Consider the following 16,271-nt stretch of genomic DNA (forward strand, 5'->3'; position numbering starts at 1 on the left):
ACGTTACGACACCGCGGGCGTGCGGTGGCTCCAGGCAGCCGACAGTCGCCGGACGACGGTCGCCTCGGTGTCGGCGGCCGTGACCCGGATGACCGTCCAGCCCTGTTCCATCAGGTCATCCATCCGGCGGATGTCCTTGTCGAATGCGGCACGGCTCATCCGATGGTGCTTGCCCTCGTACTCGACCGCGATCTGCACCTGCCGCCAGCCCATGTCGACGACGCCGATCAGCACGCCGTACTCGTTCTGCACCGGGATCTGTGTCTCGGGAGGGGGAAACCCGGCCCGCACGATCACCAACCGCAACCAGGTCTCCCGCGGTGATTCCGCACCCGGATCGACCAGGGCGATCGCCGCGCGTGCCCCTATCATCCCGTGGCGCCGTGGCCGGTTCGTAGCGGCCAGGATGTCGCCGACGGTCAGCCGGGTGGCGCGGGCGAGAGCGTCGATCGCGGCAACGGCCGTGTCGGTGGGATAGCGCCGCGCCAGGTCGACGGCGGTGCGCACGGGAGTGGTGACCCGCACGCCGTCGATCGTCGCGACCTCGTCGTCGAGCCGGTCCGCCCAGACTTGCAGGCCGCGGGTGCGCCGCCGGTTCGAGTCGATCACAGTGGCGGGTCGCCGAGCATCGATCCAGCGTCCCGTGCAGCGCCGACGCGCTGAAACCGGCGAGCACACCGTGGCCCCGGGTGCGCAACCAGGCGGCCTTCGCGCGCACGACGGCGGTGAGTTCGGCATCTTTCGCGACGTAGACGTCGTGGTGGACGGCCACGAATCGTGACCGCAGCGCGTGCCGCGTCAGAACACCGTCGGCGAGCGCGGCGCTACCGAGGAAGGGCTCGACCATGAAGGCAGCATGACGACGGGCACCGACACCCGTCGTTCGCGTAACGCGGTGGCGGGAAAGCGGGCTCTGCACCGCCGTGGCGTCACGCGATCAGCCCAGCAGTGCGGTCCGCAGCCGCGTCAGGTCGTCCGCGGTCACCCCGGCGGCCTCGAGATAGCCCGGTAGCCCGCCGTAGTTCTGTTCGATCGCACGACGCGCGGCATCGAGGTAATCCGCATGCACGCCGAGCACCGCGTCGGTCAGCCGCGCCTCGACGAACGTCACCTCCTCGGCGGTCTCGGTGCGTTCGCGGATCGACTGCAAGATCTGCTCGCGCAGCCTCGGCACCGCGTCGTTGCTCCGTAGAAAATCGGTGAGGACGGCGTCGCGGTCGACACCGACCGCCTCGAGCACGGTGGCGACCGTGAAGCCGGTGCGGTCCTTGCCCGCGAAGCAGTGGGCGATCACCGGCCGCTCCTCGCCGAGTAGCTCGACCACCCGCCGCACCGCGCGCTGCGCGCCCGGCAGGGTGGGGAACCGCAGATACTCCTCGGTCATGAAGCGCCTGGCCGCCACGCTGACGTCTTCGTCGTCGGGCTTCTCGGTCATCATCTTCTGGAACGCCGACTCGTGCGGGGCTTCCCCGCCGACCGCGGTGACCTCATGGAAGTGCAGCAGGTGCACCTCGACCTCGGCGGGCACCGCGCCGGGACCGTGGCGCTCCACTTCGCGCGCGGAGCGCAGGTCGGCCACATCGGTGATGCCGAGTTCGACGAGGCGGCGCCGACCGTCGTCGTCCAGACCGCTGAGCTCGCTGGACCGGAAGAACCGGCCCGGGCGGATGCCGGCTTCCTCGGCGACGTCGCGGAAGTTCCAGGCGCCCGACAGCACTAGCGTGTCACCGCCGCGGCGAACGCCGACTTCTCCCGGCCCAGTTCGGCGCGCGCGATGGTCCGCATGTGCACCTCGTCGGGGCCGTCGAACAGCCGCATCGCGCGGTGCCAGGCATACAGCCGGGCCAGCGGGAAGTCGTCGGACACCCCGGCGCCGCCGTGCACCTGAATGGCGCGGTCGATGACGTCGCAGGCCACCTGCGGCGCCACCGACTTGATCTGCGACACCAGCACGTGCGCGGCCTTGTTGCCCTGCTGGTCGATGGTCCACGCCGCCTTGTGGCAGAGCAGCCGGGCCTGGTCGATCTCGTTGCGCGACTTGGCGATCGCCTCGCGCACCACACCCTGCTCGGCCAGCGGTTTGCCGAACGCGACGCGCTTCTGCACGCGGTCGACCATCAGCGCGAGCGCCCGCTCGGCGGCGCCGAGCGCGCGCATGCAGTGGTGGATGCGGCCCGGGCCGAGCCGGGCCTGGGCGATCGCGAATCCGCTGCCCTCTTCGTGCAGCAGGTTCTCGGCGGGGACGCGCACGTTGTCGAAGACGATCTCGCAGTGGCCGTGCTGGTCCTGCCAGCCGAACACCGGCAGCGACCGCCGGATGTCGACGCCGGGGGTGTCGACCGGGACCAGGATCATCGACTGCTGCTGATGGCTGGCCGCGTCGGGGTTGGTGCGCCCCATGACGATCAGGATCTTGCAGCGCGGATCGGCGGCGCCGGTGATCCACCACTTGCGGCCGTTGATCACGTAGTCGGCCCCGTCCCGCAGCATCGTGGTCTCGATGTTGCGGGCGTCGCTGGAGGCGACCGCCGGTTCGGTCATCGCGAACGCGCTGCGGATCTCCCCGGCCAGCAGTGGGTCGAGCCACTGCGTGCGCTGGGCCTCCGTGGCGAACAGGTGCAGCGTCTCCATGTTGCCGGTGTCGGGCGCGGCGCAGTTGATCACCTCCGGGGCGATCTCCATGCTCCACCCGGACAGTTCGGCCAGCTCCGCGTAGTCGAGGTTGGACAGCCCGGACTCCGACGGCAGGAACAGGTTCCACAGGCCGCGTTCCTTGGCCAGCTTCTTGAGGTCTTCGACGACCGGCGGGACCGTGTGGTCCTTCGGCCCGGCCTCCTCGCGGTAGCGGTGGTAGTCCGCTTCGGCGGGGAAGACATACTCGGTCATGAAATCGGTGAGCCGCTGGTGGTAGTCCTGCGCCTTGGCCGACATCGCGAAGTCCATCGGGTGTCCCTTCGTGCCGCACCGCCCAACCGACCGGTTGGGCACTGAACGACCACGATAGGACACCGTCGAGTCGGGCCGACCAACGCCCGGTGGCCGGGGGCTGTCATCCCCGCCCCGAGCGGCCGCGGGCCTACCCTGATCACGGTGACGGACCACGACCTGCGCCGCGCGCGCGAGGACGATGTGCCGGCGATCGAACGCCTCGTCGCCGACGCGTTCGGCCACTACATCGACCGCATCGGCGTGCCCCCCGGCCCGATGACCTACGACTACCGCGCACTGCTGACCGCAGCGCGGGTGTGGGTGCTCCAGACGCCGGAGCGCATCGCCGGTGTGCTGGTCACCGTCGGGCATCCCGACCATCTGCACCTCGACACCGTCGCCGTCGCACCCGATGCCCAGGGTTGTGGCTACGGGGCAGTGCTCCTGACCCGCGCCGAGGACGACGCCCGCGAGCTCGGCCTGCGTGAGGTGCGGCTCTCGACCAACGTCGCGATGACCGAGAACCAGACCTTCTATCCGCGGCACGGGTACACCGAGTCCGGCCGCGGCCGCCGGCACGGCTACGACCGGGTGTTCTACGTCAAGCGTCTCGACGGCTCAGCGAGCGCGAGATGACGAGGCGCTGAATCTGGTTGGTGCCCTCGAAGATCTGGGTGATCTTCGCTTCGCGCATGTAGCGCTCGACGCGGACATCGCGGGTGTAGCCGATCCCGCCGAACACCTGCACGGCGTCGGTGGTCACCTTCATCGCCGCGTCGGTGGCGACCAGCTTGGCGACGCTGGCCTGCGTCGAGTAGGGCAGCCCGAGGTCACGCCGGCGCGCCGCGTCGAGGTAGGTGGCGCGCGCGCTGACCACGGCCGCGGCCATGTCGGCCAGCAGGAAACCCAGCCCCTGATGGTCGATGATCCTGCGGCCGAACGTGGTTCGCTCATTGGCGTAACGGGTGGCCTCGTCGAGCGCGGCCTGCGCCAGGCCGACCGCCACCGCGGCGATGCCGAGCCGCCCGGAGTCCAGCGCGGAGAACGCGATCTGCAGACCCTGTCCCTCGTCGCCGATGCGCCGGTCGGCCTCGACGCGCGCGCCGTCGTAGTACGCCGACGTGGTCGGCACCGCGTGCAGCCCCATCTTCTCCTCGGGCTTGCCGAAGGAGAGCCCCTGCTGATCGCCGGGGATCAGAAAACAGGACACGCTGTTGTCGCCGGTGCGCGCGAACAGCGTGTAGAAGTCGGCCCGCCCGCCGTGGGTGATCCACGACTTCTCCCCGGTGATCACGTACCCGGAGTCCGAGGGCGTTGCGGCACAGCGCAATGCGGCGGCGTCCGAACCGGCCTGCGGTTCGGACAGGCTGTAGGCGCCGATCTGCTCACCGGACAGCATGCCGGGTGACCAGCGCCGCTTCTGCGCATCGGTGCCGAAGGCCAGCAGGGGATGGGTCGACAGGCTGTGCACGCTGACCGCGACCGCGACGGCCGCCCACCGCGCGGCGAGTTCCTCGAGCACCTGCAGGTACACCTCGTAGGGCTGGCCCCCGCCGCCCCACTCCTCGGGCTGGGGCAGGCTCAGCAGCCCGGCCGCACCGAGCTGCGCGAACACGCCGTCGGGGTAGGTCTCGGCCTTCTCGTGGGCGTCGACGATCGGGTCCAGCACCTTGTCGGCGAGGTCGCGGGTGAGCGCGATCAGCTCGCGCGCCTCGTCGGACGGCAGCAGACGGTCCACCGGCATGGTTGCATCTCCTAGTTTTTCCGCGGCTCAGATTACCGGCGGCCGTTCTCAGGGCGGACCCGGCGCCGCCTCCTGCCCGCCCGCACTGATGACCAGGGCGGCCATCACCAGCGCGATACCGGCGACCTCGGCCACCGTCGGGAGTTGGTGCAGCATCACGACGCCGACCACGGCCGCCGTCGCCGGCAGCAGGGCCAGCAGCAGGGCGAACCGGGCCCGGCTGATCACGGTCAGCACGAACTGGTCGAGCACGTACGGGACGGCGGTGGACAGCACGCCGACACCGAGGCCGAGCAGCCAGGTCCGCGGCTCGGCGAGAACGGAGGCGTCGTCGAGCACCTGCCGGGCCAGCAGCGGCAGGGCCAGCACCACCGCGGCCACGGCCATCCCCACCGCGAGCGAGTCCAGCCCCGACCCCGCGTCGGCGACGCGCTTGCTCAGCAGGATGTAGCCGGCCCACATGCCCGCGGCGACCAGGGCGAAGACGATGCCCAGCGCGTCGTCGCCGGCCGGCCGACCGGCTCCGCCCCCGGGCGCCCCCGCGAGCAGCGCGACGCCCGCGGCCACCATCGCCACCGCGAGTACGTCGCGCGCCCGGCGCGACCCCAGCGTCGCGACCGCGATGGGCCCGAGGAACTCGATCGCGACCGCGGTGCCGAGCGGGATGCGCGCGATCGCCTCGAAGAACGCGACGTTCATGCCCACCGTCACGACGCCGAAGCCGCCCGCGACCGCGACACCGCGCCGCGTCCAGCGCAACCGCCACGGCCGGCGCCAGGCGAGAAGCACCGCCGCGGCGGCCGCTGCACGCAGCCAGGCAACCGCCGCCGGGTCGGCCGTGGTGAACAGAAAGACTCCGACCGCGGCGCCGATGTACTGCGAGACCGCGCCGACGACGAAGAACATCGGCACCGACCACGCAGGAGGTCGACGGGTGTGCGCGGGCGTCAGACCTTCTCGGTGACGGACAACGCCGCGTTGATCGCGTCGACGCGGTCCTTCGCATCGCCGAACAGCATCTGGGTGTTCTCGCGGAAGAACAGCGGGTTCTGCACACCGGCGTACCCGGAGGCCATCGACCGCTTGAACACGATGACGTGGTCGGCGTTCCACACCGTCAGCACCGGCATGCCGGCGATCGGGCTGCCCGGATCCTCCGACGCGGCCGGGTTGACGGTGTCATTGGCGCCGATGACCAGGACGACGGAGGTGCCGTCGAAATCGTCGTTGATCTCGTCCATCTCGAGCACGATGTCGTAGGGCACCTTGGCCTCGGCCAGCAGCACGTTCATGTGGCCGGGCAGGCGCCCCGCGACCGGGTGGATGCCGAAGCGGACGTCGACGCCGCGTTCGCGGAGCTTGCGGGTCAGGTCGGCGACGCCGTACTGCGCCTGCGCGACGGCCATGCCGTAGCCGGGCGTGATGATCACCGAGCCGGCCGACGCGAGCAGTTCTGCCGCACCCTCGGCGGTGATCTCACGGTGCTCGCCGTAATCGACATCGGACCCGCTACTGGAACTTTCCATCCCGAAACCGCCGGCGATGACCGAGATGAACGAGCGGTTCATCGCCTTGCACATGATGTAGGACAGGTAGGCACCCGAGGAGCCGACCAGCGCGCCGGTGATGATCAGCAGGTCGTTGCCCAGCAGGAAGCCCGACGCCGCGGCGGCCCAGCCCGAATAGCTGTTGAGCATCGACACCACGACCGGCATGTCGCCGCCGCCGATCGAGGCCACCAGGTGCCAGCCCAGCAGCAGCGCCAGCACGGTCACCACGATCAGCAGCCACAGCTGCGGGTCGATCACGAACCAGACCGTGAGCGCGAAGAACACCACCAGCGCGCCGACGTTGAGGGCATTCTTGCCGGGCAGCATCATCGGGGCGGACTTCATCCGGGCCGAGAGCTTCAGGTTGGCCACGATCGACCCGGTGAACGTGACGGCCCCGATGAAGACGCCGATCACGACCTCGGCCGAGTGGATGCCGAGCATGCCCTCGCGGGCGAGCTGCGCCGCCTCGGCGCCGCCGGAATCGCCCTCGACGTGCAGGTAGCCGTTCCAGCCCACGAGCACGGCGGCCAGACCGACGAAGCTGTGCAGCAGCGCGATCAGCTCGGGCATGCCGGTCATCTCGACGATCTTGGCGCGCCACAACCCGATCGCCGCGCCGATGACCATCGCGGCGGCCAGCAGCGCCAGCCCCAGCGGTTCGATGTGGCGGTCCAGTGCCAGCACGATCGTCGCGACCAGCGCCACGGCCATCCCGGCGATGCCGAAGGTGTTTCCGGCCCGCGAGGTCTCGTGTCTGGACAGGCCGGCCAGCGCCAGGATGAACAACAGCGCCGCGACGACGTAGGCCGCGACGGCGGCGGTCTCCAGTGTGAACATGGTCCTAGCTCCTCGAGAACATCGCGAGCATGCGGCGGGTCACCGCGAAGCCGCCGAAGACGTTGATGCTGGCCAGCAGGATCGCTGCCGTTGCCAGTGCGGTGACGATGGCGTCGCCGTGACCGATCTGCAGCAGCGCGCCGACGACGATGATGCCCGAGATGGCGTTGGTGACCGACATCAGCGGTGTGTGCAGGGCGTGGTGCACGTTGCCGATGACGTAGTAACCGATGACGATCGCGAGCGCGAACACCGTCAGGTGCACCTGCAGCGCGGCGGGGGAGAACGCGATCAGCGCGAACAGCACCGCGGCGCCGGCGAACGCGATGCCCAGCCGGCGTCCGGTGGTCATCGGCTGTTTGGCCTTCGACACCTCGGCCGGGGCGGCGGCCTTGGCGGCCGCTGCGGGCGCCGCCGACACCTGGACCGGGGGTGGCGGCCAGGTGATCTCGCCGTCGCGCACCACCGTCATCGAGCGCTGCACCACGTCGTCCCAGTCGAGCGTGAGCTGCCCGTCCTTTTCCGGCGTCAGCAGCTTGAGCAGGTTGACCAGGTTGGTCGCGTACAGCTGGGAAGCCGTGGCGGGCAGCCGCCCGGCCAGGTCGGTGTAGCCGATGATGGTCACGCCGTTGTCGGTGACGACGGCCTGGTCTTTGACGGTGCCCTCGACGTTGCCGCCGTTGGCCGCCGCCATGTCGACGATCACGCTGCCCGGCTTCATCGAGGCCACCATCTCCGCGGTGATGATCCGCGGCGCCGGCCGGCCGGGGATCAGCGCGGTGGTGATGATGATGTCGACGTCCTTGCACTGCTCGGCGTACAGCGCCGCTTCGCGGGCTTTGTAGTCGTCGCCCATCTCCTTGGCGTAGCCGGTCGCCGACACCTCGGCCGCCGCCGGGTCCACAGCGAGGTACTCGCCACCCAGCGACTTGACCTGGTCGGCGACCTCCGGCCGCGGGTCGGTCGCCCGCACGATCGCCCCGAGGCTGCCCGCGGCCCCGATGGCCGCCAGGCCGGCCACCCCGGCGCCCACCACCAGCACCTTGGCCGGCGGGACCTTGCCCGCGGCGGTCACCTGACCGGTGAAGAACCGGCCGAAGGTGTGCGCCGCCTCGACCACCGCGCGGTAGCCGGCGATGTTGGCCATCGAGGACAGCACGTCCAGCGACTGGGCACGCGAGATGCGCGGTACCGCGTCCATCGCCAGCACGGTGATGGGCCGCGCCGCCAGCTTCTCGACGAGGTCGGGCTTCAGCGCGGGGGAGATCAGGCCGACCAGGGTGGCGCCGTCGCGCAGCGCGGCGATCTCCGCGTCGGTGGGTGCGTTGACCTTGAGCACCACGTCGGCGGACCACACCTGCTCGGACGGCGCGATATCGGCGCCGGCCTCGGCGTAGGCGGCGTCGGAGAAGCTGGCGGCGGCGCCCGCGCCGGATTCGACCACGACCGAGTAGCCGAGCTTGATGAGCTGCCCGACCGTCTGCGGCGTGGCAGCGACGCGCGTCTCTGCGGGCGCAGACTCGCGAGGGATCGCTATGAGCATCGCCACATCTTGGCATCCGTCCGGACCGGCGGCATGCCCACCCTCTGCGGCCGCGACCGGGATCGGGTGTGGTGTGGCGGGCGTGAAGCGGGTACTCGCCCCCGGCACGTCGAGGGGGAAGGACCGCGGTTTGGCTGACTTCACGCTCCTGCTCGTGCTGTTGGCCGGCACCGTGGTGCTGGCTCCAGTGGCCGGGCGCATGTCGATCCCGTACCCGGTGCTGCTGCTGGTGTTCGGGCTGGTGCTCGCTCTGGTGCCCGGGGTGCCGACGCCGACGCTGGCCCCGGAGCTCATCCTGCCGCTGGTGTTGCCGCCGCTGCTGTTCGCGGCGGGGCGGCGCACGTCGTGGCGGGAGTTCCTCGACAACCGCCGGGCGATCGGCCTGCTGGCCGTCGCGCTGGTGGGCGTCACCGCCTTCGCGGTGGGGGCGACGCTGCAGGCGTTGCTGCCGGGCCTGCCGTTGATCGCCGCGCTGGCGCTCGGTGCGGCCGTCGCGCCGCCGGACCCGATCGCCGCCACCGCGGTGGCCCACGAACTGCGCCTGCCGCGGCGGCTGCGGACCATCCTCGAGGGGGAGGGGCTGTCGAACGACGCCACCGCGCTGGTGCTCTACGAGGTGGCGGTGGCCGGCACCCTGTCCGGGGCGTTCTCACCGGTCAGCGCCGGCAAGGCGCTCGCCCTGTCGATCGTGTTGGGCGTCGGTGTCGGGCTGGCCGTCGCCGCCGCGACGCGCTGGCTGGTCACCAAGCTGCCCGCCCACCCGGCGGGCAGCGCGTTGGTGCTGATCATCCCGTTCGCCGCGTACGGCGCCGCCGACGCGCTGCACGGCAGCGGGGTGCTCGCGGTCGTCACGGTCGCGCTGGCGCTGAGCCGCTACGGCGACGTGGAGTCCTCCCAGACCCGGTTGTTCACCGGAATCGCATGGGACATCGTCGAGCTGCTGGTCACCGGGGTGGCGTTCGCGTTCGTCGGGTTGGAACTGCGGGCGGTGGCGGCCAGCATCGACGCCCCGCTCGGCGAGCTGATCGGTCAGGCGCTGCTGGTGACGGCCGTGGTGATCGTCGTGCGGTTCGCCTGGATCTTCCCGGTCGCCGCCCTCGACGAACGGCTGCACCGCCGCAAGGCCGCGGTCGCCGAACCGATCGGCTGGCGGGAGATGACGGTCTCGTCGTGGGCGGGTATGCGCGGGGTGGTGACACTGGCCGCGGTGCTGGCGCTACCCCCGGACTTCCCGCACCGCGAGCGGCTGCTGTTCTTCGCCTTCGTCGTCATCGTGGTCACGTTGCTGCTGCAGGGGCTGACGTTGCCGTGGCTGGTGCGCCGGCTCGACGTGCGGGCCTCGGCGGGCGATCAGGACGAGGCCGTGCAGGCGCTGATCCGCCGTGCCCGCGACGCCGGGCTGGCGCGCCTCGACGAGCTGGCGGCGTCGGGCGCCGCCGCCGCCGAGCTGATCGAGCATGCCCGCGACAACGCCGACCGGATGTGGCCTCAGCTGGGTTACACGCCCGACGACGGGCGCACCGAGCACACCGAACACGCGATGACGGTCAACGCGCTCAAGGACGAGATGCTCGCCGCCGCCCGCGACGCGGTGGTGCAGGCGCGTTCGGAGTCGGGCACCGACCCGACGATGGTGGACCTGGTGCTGCGCCGCCTCGACACCCGGGGCAGCCAGCCCGACTGATCAGACCGGGGGATAGGCCGGCGGCGGGTAGCCACCGCCCGGGCCGGCCACGCCGCGCAGACCCCAGGTGAGGTAGCTGAAGAAGAACTCGAGCTCGTCGGTCGCGTCGTAATCGGGATTCGGGTCCATCGGTACCTCCGGGTGTGACGCGGGCCGTTTCGGGAAGTCTAGACCGCCGGCGCCGAACCTAAACAGGGGTCGCACCGCATTGCCATAGACTGGTCAACCAGCCAGTTGATAGACGCCCGCCGCCGGGCCCGTTCGATAGTGAGTCGCCATGCCCCCCGAAGCCTCGCCGGAATCCGCTCGCGCGAGCGGGTCGTCGCCGTCGAACGGCACCTCCCGGCGCGACGAACTGCTGCGGGTGGCCACCAAACTGTTCGCCGCGCGCGGCTACCACGGCACCCGGATGGACGACGTCGCCGACGCCGTCGGCCTGAACAAGGCGACCGTCTACCACTATTACGCCAGCAAGTCGCTGATCCTCTACGACATCTACAAGGGCGCCGCGGACTTCACCGTCGACGCGCTGCACGACGATCCGTCCGCGTCCGCGCGCGAGACGATCTACCACTTCACCCGCCGGTTGCTGGTCGGGATCGCCAGCGACATCGAGCGGGCCGCCGTGTACTTCCAGGAGGGGCCCTACATCGGCGAGTGGTTCACCGAGGAGCAGGTCGAGTACATCCGCGAGAAGGAGACCCAGGTCTACGAACACGTCCGCGACGTGATCGACCGCGGCATCGCCGACGGCGAGTTCTACGACTGCGACTCCCACGTGCTCGCGCTGGGCTACATCGGGATGACGCTGGGCTCCTACCGCTGGCTGCGGCCGCAGGGCCGGCGCACCGCCCAGGAGATCGCCGAGGAGTTCAGCACCGCGCTGCTGCGCGGGCTGATCCGCGACGAGACCGTGCGCGCCTCTTCGCCGCTGGGCGTCGAACAGGTGCCCTCGGCGTGACCGACCTGTTCCGGCTGGACGGCAAGGTCGCGGTCGTCACCGGCGGCGGCCGCGGCATCGGGGTGATGATGGCGCGCGGGCTGCTGCAGGCCGGCGCCGCGGTGTACCTGTCGAGCCGCAAAGAGCACGAACTGTCCGCCGCGGTCGAGGAGCTGTCGCCGTTCGGCCGCGTCGAGGCGGTGCCGGCCGACCTGGGCACCGCCGAGGGGGTCCAGACCCTCACCGATGCGCTCACCGCCCGCGAGGACGAGATCCACGCGCTGTTCAACAACGCCGGCGCCAACTGGGGTGCGCCGTTCGAGGAGTTCCCGGACGCGGCGTTCGACCGGGTCTTCAACGTCAACGTCAAAGGTGTCTTCCTGCTCACCCGGGCACTGGTCCCGCTGTTGACCGCCGGCTCACGCGACGACGACCCGGCCCGGGTGGTGAACACCGGCAGCGTGGACGGCTTCCACACCCCCGAGCGCGGCCGCAACAACTTCTCGTACGCGGCGAGCAAGGCCGCGGTGCACATGCTGACCACCCACCTGGCCACCGAACTGGCCCCGAAGATCCTCGTCAACGCGATCGCGCCCGGGCTGTTCCCGTCGAAGATGACCAAGGTGCTGATGAGCGCCGGGGAAGAGGCCGTCGGCGCCGCGCTGCCGCTGGGCCGCGTCGGCGCACCCGACGACATGGCGGGTATCGCGGTCTTTCTGGCCAGCCGCGCCAGCACCTACATCACGGGCACGGTCATCCCCGTCGACGGCGGCGTGAGCACGATCCGCTGACCGGACGGCCGAGCGCCGTCAGCGCGGACCCCTCGCGGCGGTGGGTCCGATCCCGTCGCGCGTCCTGTCCGGTCGGGTAGTTCTGTCCTGCCGGTCGGTGAGTAAGTGCCCGTACCCGTTGTGACCGCCGACACAGGGCGTCACGGTGGTGACCGGCGGTGGCGCACTTCCACCGAACGTCCACCGATACGGCAAGGAGAGATCGCGATGGCCATTGAGCTGAACCAGATCTGGGAGTTCCCGATCAAGGAGTTCCATCCATTTCCGCGAGCGCTGCTCGGCGTGGGTGCACACGACATCATCGGGGTGGAGGCGAAGAATCTCGGGTTCAAGCGCGCTCTGCTGGTGACCACGGGCCTGCGCGGCTCCGGCATCATCGAGGAGCTCACCGGCAAGATCGAGTACCAGGGCGTCGAGGTCGTCCTCTACGACAAGGTCGAGTCCAACCCCAAGGACTACAACTGCATGGAGGCCGCGGCGCTCTACCAGCAGGAGAAGTGCGACAGCATCATCTCGGTCGGCGGCGGTTCCAGTCATGACGCCGCCAAGGGTGCGCGGGTGGTGATCGCCCACGACGGCCGCAACATCAACGAGTTCGAGGGCTTCGCCAAGTCGACGAACAAGCAGAACCCGCCGCACATCGCCGTATCCACCACGGCGGGAACGGGTTCGGAGACGTCCTGGGCATACGTCATCACCGACACCTCCGACATGGACCATCCCCACAAGTGGGTCGGCTTCGACGAGGCGACGATCGTCACGCTGGCCATCGACGATCCGCTGCTCTACTACAGCTGCCCCCAGCATTTCACCGCCTACTGTGGATTCGACGTGCTGGCGCACGGTTCCGAGCCGTTCGTGTCGCGGCTCGATTTCGCGCCCTCACTCGGAAACGCGCTGTACTCGGTGGAACTCGTCGCCAAGCACCTGCGGGAGGCGGTCTTCGAACCGCGCAACCTCAAGGCCCGCGAAGGCATGATGAACGCGCAGTACATCGCCGGACAGGCGTTCAACTCCGGCGGACTGGGCATCGTGCACTCGATCAGCCACGCCGTCAGCGCGTTCTTCGACAGCCACCACGGCCTCAACAACGCGATCGCGCTGCCCCGCGTGTGGGAGTACAACCTGCCCGCCCGCTACGAGCGGTACGCGCAGCTGGCCACGGCGATGGGGGTTGACACCCGCAACATGACGACGGTCCAGGCCGCCGATGCCGCGGTCGAGGCGGCCATCCGGCTGTCGCAAGATGTGGGCATTCCCGACAACTTCAGCCAGGTGCGCACCGACTCCTACGACAAGAACCGGATGAACACCGGCAAGTACGCCGGCCGCGGTGAGGTCATCAAGGGCGACGACAAGACGGTGCTGGCGATCTCCGAACACATCCAGGGCGACTGGTGCACGCCGGGGAATCCGCGTGAGGTGACCGTCGACTCGATGATTCCGGTGGTCGGCCACGCGATCAACGAGAAGTACTGACCCGATCTGCGGGCACGGCCGGATGAGCCCCCTCCGGCCGTGCCCGTCACCACCCGTCCACCCATGGGAGTGATCTGTGACCTCGACCATCGCCGCCGTTTCGATCGAAGCCCCACGCCGGTTCCGCAGTGCCGTAGAGCTTTCCGCGGCACTCGGCGACCAGGACTACATCGCTGACGACGACCTCGCGACCGTCGTGCACCTGGCCACCGCGCTGGACCGGCCCCTGCTGCTCGAAGGTCCCGCCGGCGTCGGCAAGACGGAGCTGGCCAAGGCGCTGGCGGCCGCCAGCGGACGCCGTCTGGTGCGGTTGCAGTGCTATGAGGGTCTTGACGACAACCGCGTCCTCTACGAGTGGGATTACGCCAAACAGCTTCTGCACGTGCAGATGCTGCGGGACCGGATCACCGCCGCCACCGCGGGCATCCACGACCTCGACGAGGCGTCGCGGTACCTGGCCGACCGCGACTTCGGGCTCTACACCGAGGCCTTCCTCTCGTCGCGCCCGCTGCTGGACGCCGTGACGTCCGACGAACCGGTGGTCCTGCTCGTCGACGAGGTGGACCGCACCGACGAGGCCGTCGAGGCCCTGCTGCTGGAGGTGCTCGCCGAACGGCAGGTGACGATCCCCGAGATCGGCACGTTCACCGCACGCCACGTCCCGTGGGTGGTGTTGACCTCCAATGACACCCGCGAATTGTCGTCCGCGCTCAAACGCCGCTGCCTGCATTACCACCTCGGCTTCCCCACCGCCGAGCGGGAGCGTGACATCGTGTCGGTGCGGGCGCCGCACGTCCCGGCCGACACCGTGCACGACGTGGTCGAGTTGGCGCGCGCCCTACGGGAGCTGCCACTGCGCAAGAGCCCGTCGATCTCGGAGGTGATCGACGCTGCGCGTGCGGCGATCATGTTGGGCGGCAGGGTGTCCGACGACGTGCTGCTCGCGACGCTGGTGAAGTTCACCAGTGACCGAGACGTGGCGCTGCACCATCTGCGCGGCGCGCCCGCACCCACCGCGGTGGCCGTCGCGACGTCGGTCGAGCGGGTGACGGTCGCGTCGCGTCCGGCCAACACGACGACGGCGGCGTTCCGTGGCAGTCGGCGCTGACCCGGCTCAGATCCTCGACGTGGTGGCGGCCGGGTTCGGCCGGTTGCTGCGCATGTCCGGTGTCGGGGCGTCGCCGGCCGAGATGATCGAGGTGCGGCGGGTGCTCGCGCTGCTCGGTGCGCGCGACCAGCCGGCGTTGCGGGCCGCGTTGCGGGCCACCTGCGCCAAGTACGCGCGCGAGCAGGCCGCTTTCGACCGCGCATTCGATGCGCTGTTCGGCGCGCGCACGGGCGCGGACGCCACCGAGGGTCCGGCCTCCCGGGCCCACTCCGCCGCGGGCCTGCCCGCCGACCTCGAGGTCTCCGATGACGACTCCATCGGCCGGTACGCCGAATACAACGAACGCGCGGCCGAGGTCGGCGACCACTTCGACACCCCCCAGGCGGAAAAGGGTTTCAACCCGCACAAGGACGACGACGACATCAGCGTCTCCGGCGCCGACAACGAGCTCGCGGTTTCCGCCGAGGCCGACGACGGGCGCCGGGGCGTCAAGTACACCGTCGAGGTCGACCGCGCCGCCTCCACCGCGGCGGGTGATCTCGCCGACGCTGTCGGCCCGGTGGTCGCAGGCTCTCTGAGCTTCGACGACCCGGACTCGATCCTGGCTTGGCTCGACGCCTACGACCCGGACCGCACCTACGGCGGCGACGCGTCCGATTCGCCGCTGACCGCCGACCAGCTGGCCGAGCTGACCCGGGCGGTGGAGGAGTTCGTCGCCGCCCTCGCAGCGCGGACACCGTTGGCCGCGGCGACCGACACCGCTGACTTCGCGGCGGACGCCGGCGCCGGCACACGCGATGTCGATCTGGCCTGCCAGGAGGTGCTGCGCCGGATGCGCGGGGCGCCGCGTCCGGTGCCGCGGGCGCGCGACCGCGGCCGGCTCGACATGCGCGGGACCACCCGCGCGAGCCTGCGCACCGACGGCGTGCCGTTCCACCTCGTCATGCGCACCCCGCTGCCCGACCGGGTGCGGCTGCTCGTGATCGCCGACGTGTCGCTGTCCGTGCGCCCGGTCACCGCGTTCACGCTGCGGCTGGCCCGGGCGATGCACCGGCGCGCCGAGCGGTGCCGCGTGATGGCGTTCGTGGACCGGGCCGTGGACGTCACCGACGTGCTGCTGCGCGATCACGGCGAGGCCGGGGGGGATGCCGTGCTGGCGGCCGTGCTGGCCGACGCCCACCTGGACCTGGAGGCCAGCAGTGACTACGGGCGGATGCTCGACGACATGATGACCGGACACGCCGGTGCGCTCGACAAACGCACCGCGGTGCTGATCGTCGGCGACGGGCGCAGCGGCGGCCTGCCTGCCCGCGCCGATGTGCTGCGCGCCCTGCGCAGGCGGGTGCATCGACTGGCGTGGATCACTCCCGAACCCGAGCGGTACTGGCGCCAGGCGACGTGCGCGATGCCGGAGTACGCCGACGTGTGCGATGCGGTGATCGTCGCCCGTGACGCCGACCAGTTGGCGGCCCAGGCCCGCGACCTGGCCGCGGCCCTGTCGTGAGCCGGGCACCTACCCGATCGGGTAGGGGTCGGGCTGCCCGGCTGCACATTGGGGGGTGACCGGATGGGTCGTAGGCTGAAGCCACCGATGTAGCGTGCATCACACCCCGGGGCAGGCGGCCGGACGCGCCGACCCGGGCACGGAGGGGAAGCGAGGAACC

Annotated in this window: 14 protein-coding genes and 1 pseudogene; 7 read left to right on the top strand and 8 right to left on the bottom strand. The window is 70.6% G+C overall.

Annotated elements, in window-relative coordinates; translation table 11 throughout:
• Positions 1-3: 3 nt before the first annotated feature.
• From E4P42_RS14450 to E4P42_RS14460, 3 genes and pseudogenes are all read right to left on the bottom strand, one after another.
• Positions 4-847: pseudogene (locus E4P42_RS14450) on the bottom strand (hypothetical protein).
• 90 nt (positions 848-937) lie between these two features.
• Positions 938-1,717, bottom strand: a complete 780-nt coding sequence (locus E4P42_RS14455; protein WP_135126766.1) for a tyrosine-protein phosphatase — start codon at positions 1,715-1,717, stop codon at positions 938-940.
• Positions 1,717-2,931 (bottom strand): acyl-CoA dehydrogenase family protein, encoded by a 1,215-nt coding sequence (locus E4P42_RS14460; protein WP_167759491.1) that lies wholly within the window; start codon positions 2,929-2,931, stop codon positions 1,717-1,719. The genes E4P42_RS14455 and E4P42_RS14460 overlap by 1 nt, the downstream gene beginning before the upstream one ends.
• Positions 2,932-3,090: 159 nt before the next feature.
• Between E4P42_RS14460 and E4P42_RS14465 the strand changes: the two genes are divergently transcribed.
• A complete protein-coding gene (locus E4P42_RS14465; RefSeq protein ID WP_135126768.1) occupies positions 3,091-3,564 on the top strand; it encodes a GNAT family N-acetyltransferase in 474 nt (157 codons plus the stop codon).
• On the opposite strand, the gene E4P42_RS14470 is transcribed toward E4P42_RS14465, so the two are convergent.
• From E4P42_RS14470 to E4P42_RS14485, 4 genes are read right to left on the bottom strand one after another with little or no spacing between them, the layout of a single operon-like run.
• Positions 3,530-4,672: an acyl-CoA dehydrogenase family protein gene (locus E4P42_RS14470; RefSeq protein WP_135126769.1), complete on the bottom strand. Its 1,143-nt coding sequence runs from the start codon at positions 4,670-4,672 to the stop codon at positions 3,530-3,532. The genes E4P42_RS14465 and E4P42_RS14470 overlap by 35 nt on opposite strands.
• 48 nt (positions 4,673-4,720) lie before the next feature.
• Positions 4,721-5,578: a DMT family transporter gene (locus tag E4P42_RS14475; protein WP_135126770.1), complete on the bottom strand. Its 858-nt coding sequence runs from the start codon at positions 5,576-5,578 to the stop codon at positions 4,721-4,723.
• 41 nt (positions 5,579-5,619) lie between these two features.
• Positions 5,620-7,062, bottom strand: a complete 1,443-nt coding sequence (gene pntB / locus E4P42_RS14480; RefSeq protein WP_135126771.1) for a Re/Si-specific NAD(P)(+) transhydrogenase subunit beta — start codon at positions 7,060-7,062, stop codon at positions 5,620-5,622.
• A gap of 4 nt (positions 7,063-7,066) precedes the next feature.
• Complete coding sequence (locus E4P42_RS14485; RefSeq protein WP_135126772.1) at positions 7,067-8,605, bottom strand: Re/Si-specific NAD(P)(+) transhydrogenase subunit alpha; 1,539 nt, start codon at positions 8,603-8,605, stop codon at positions 7,067-7,069.
• Between the two features lie 130 nt (positions 8,606-8,735).
• On the opposite strand from E4P42_RS14485, the gene E4P42_RS14490 reads away from it, so the two are divergent.
• Complete coding sequence (locus E4P42_RS14490) at positions 8,736-10,289, top strand: Na+/H+ antiporter (protein WP_245234025.1); 1,554 nt, start codon at positions 8,736-8,738, stop codon at positions 10,287-10,289.
• On the opposite strand, the gene E4P42_RS14495 is transcribed toward E4P42_RS14490, so the two are convergent.
• Positions 10,290-10,418 carry a hypothetical protein gene (locus tag E4P42_RS14495; RefSeq protein ID WP_135126774.1) on the bottom strand — a complete coding sequence of 43 codons (129 nt, stop codon included), beginning with the start codon at positions 10,416-10,418 and terminating at the stop codon, positions 10,290-10,292.
• Between the two features lie 148 nt (positions 10,419-10,566).
• Here E4P42_RS14495 and E4P42_RS14500 point away from each other — a divergent pair, with 148 nt between their 5' ends.
• The 5 genes from E4P42_RS14500 (at position 10,567) to E4P42_RS14520 (ending at position 16,111) form a co-directional block, all read left to right on the top strand.
• Entirely contained in the window at positions 10,567-11,250 is a 684-nt protein-coding gene (locus E4P42_RS14500; protein WP_135126775.1) for a TetR/AcrR family transcriptional regulator, read from the top strand.
• Positions 11,247-12,020: an SDR family oxidoreductase gene (locus tag E4P42_RS14505; protein ID WP_135126776.1), complete on the top strand. Its 774-nt coding sequence runs from the start codon at positions 11,247-11,249 to the stop codon at positions 12,018-12,020. The genes E4P42_RS14500 and E4P42_RS14505 overlap by 4 nt, the downstream gene beginning before the upstream one ends.
• Before the next feature lie 207 nt (positions 12,021-12,227).
• Entirely contained in the window at positions 12,228-13,499 is a 1,272-nt protein-coding gene (gene mdo, locus E4P42_RS14510; protein WP_135126777.1) for an NDMA-dependent methanol dehydrogenase, read from the top strand.
• A gap of 76 nt (positions 13,500-13,575) precedes the next feature.
• Positions 13,576-14,607 (top strand): AAA family ATPase, encoded by a 1,032-nt coding sequence (locus E4P42_RS14515; protein ID WP_371287038.1) that lies wholly within the window; start codon positions 13,576-13,578, stop codon positions 14,605-14,607.
• A gap of 52 nt (positions 14,608-14,659) precedes the next feature.
• Positions 14,660-16,111: a VWA domain-containing protein gene (locus E4P42_RS14520; protein ID WP_135126849.1), complete on the top strand. Its 1,452-nt coding sequence runs from the start codon at positions 14,660-14,662 to the stop codon at positions 16,109-16,111.
• The last annotated feature ends 160 nt before the right edge of the window (positions 16,112-16,271 follow it).

The sequence above is a fragment of the Mycobacterium sp. PS03-16 genome (assembly GCF_004570325.1).
Lineage (GTDB): Bacteria > Actinomycetota > Actinomycetes > Mycobacteriales > Mycobacteriaceae > Mycobacterium.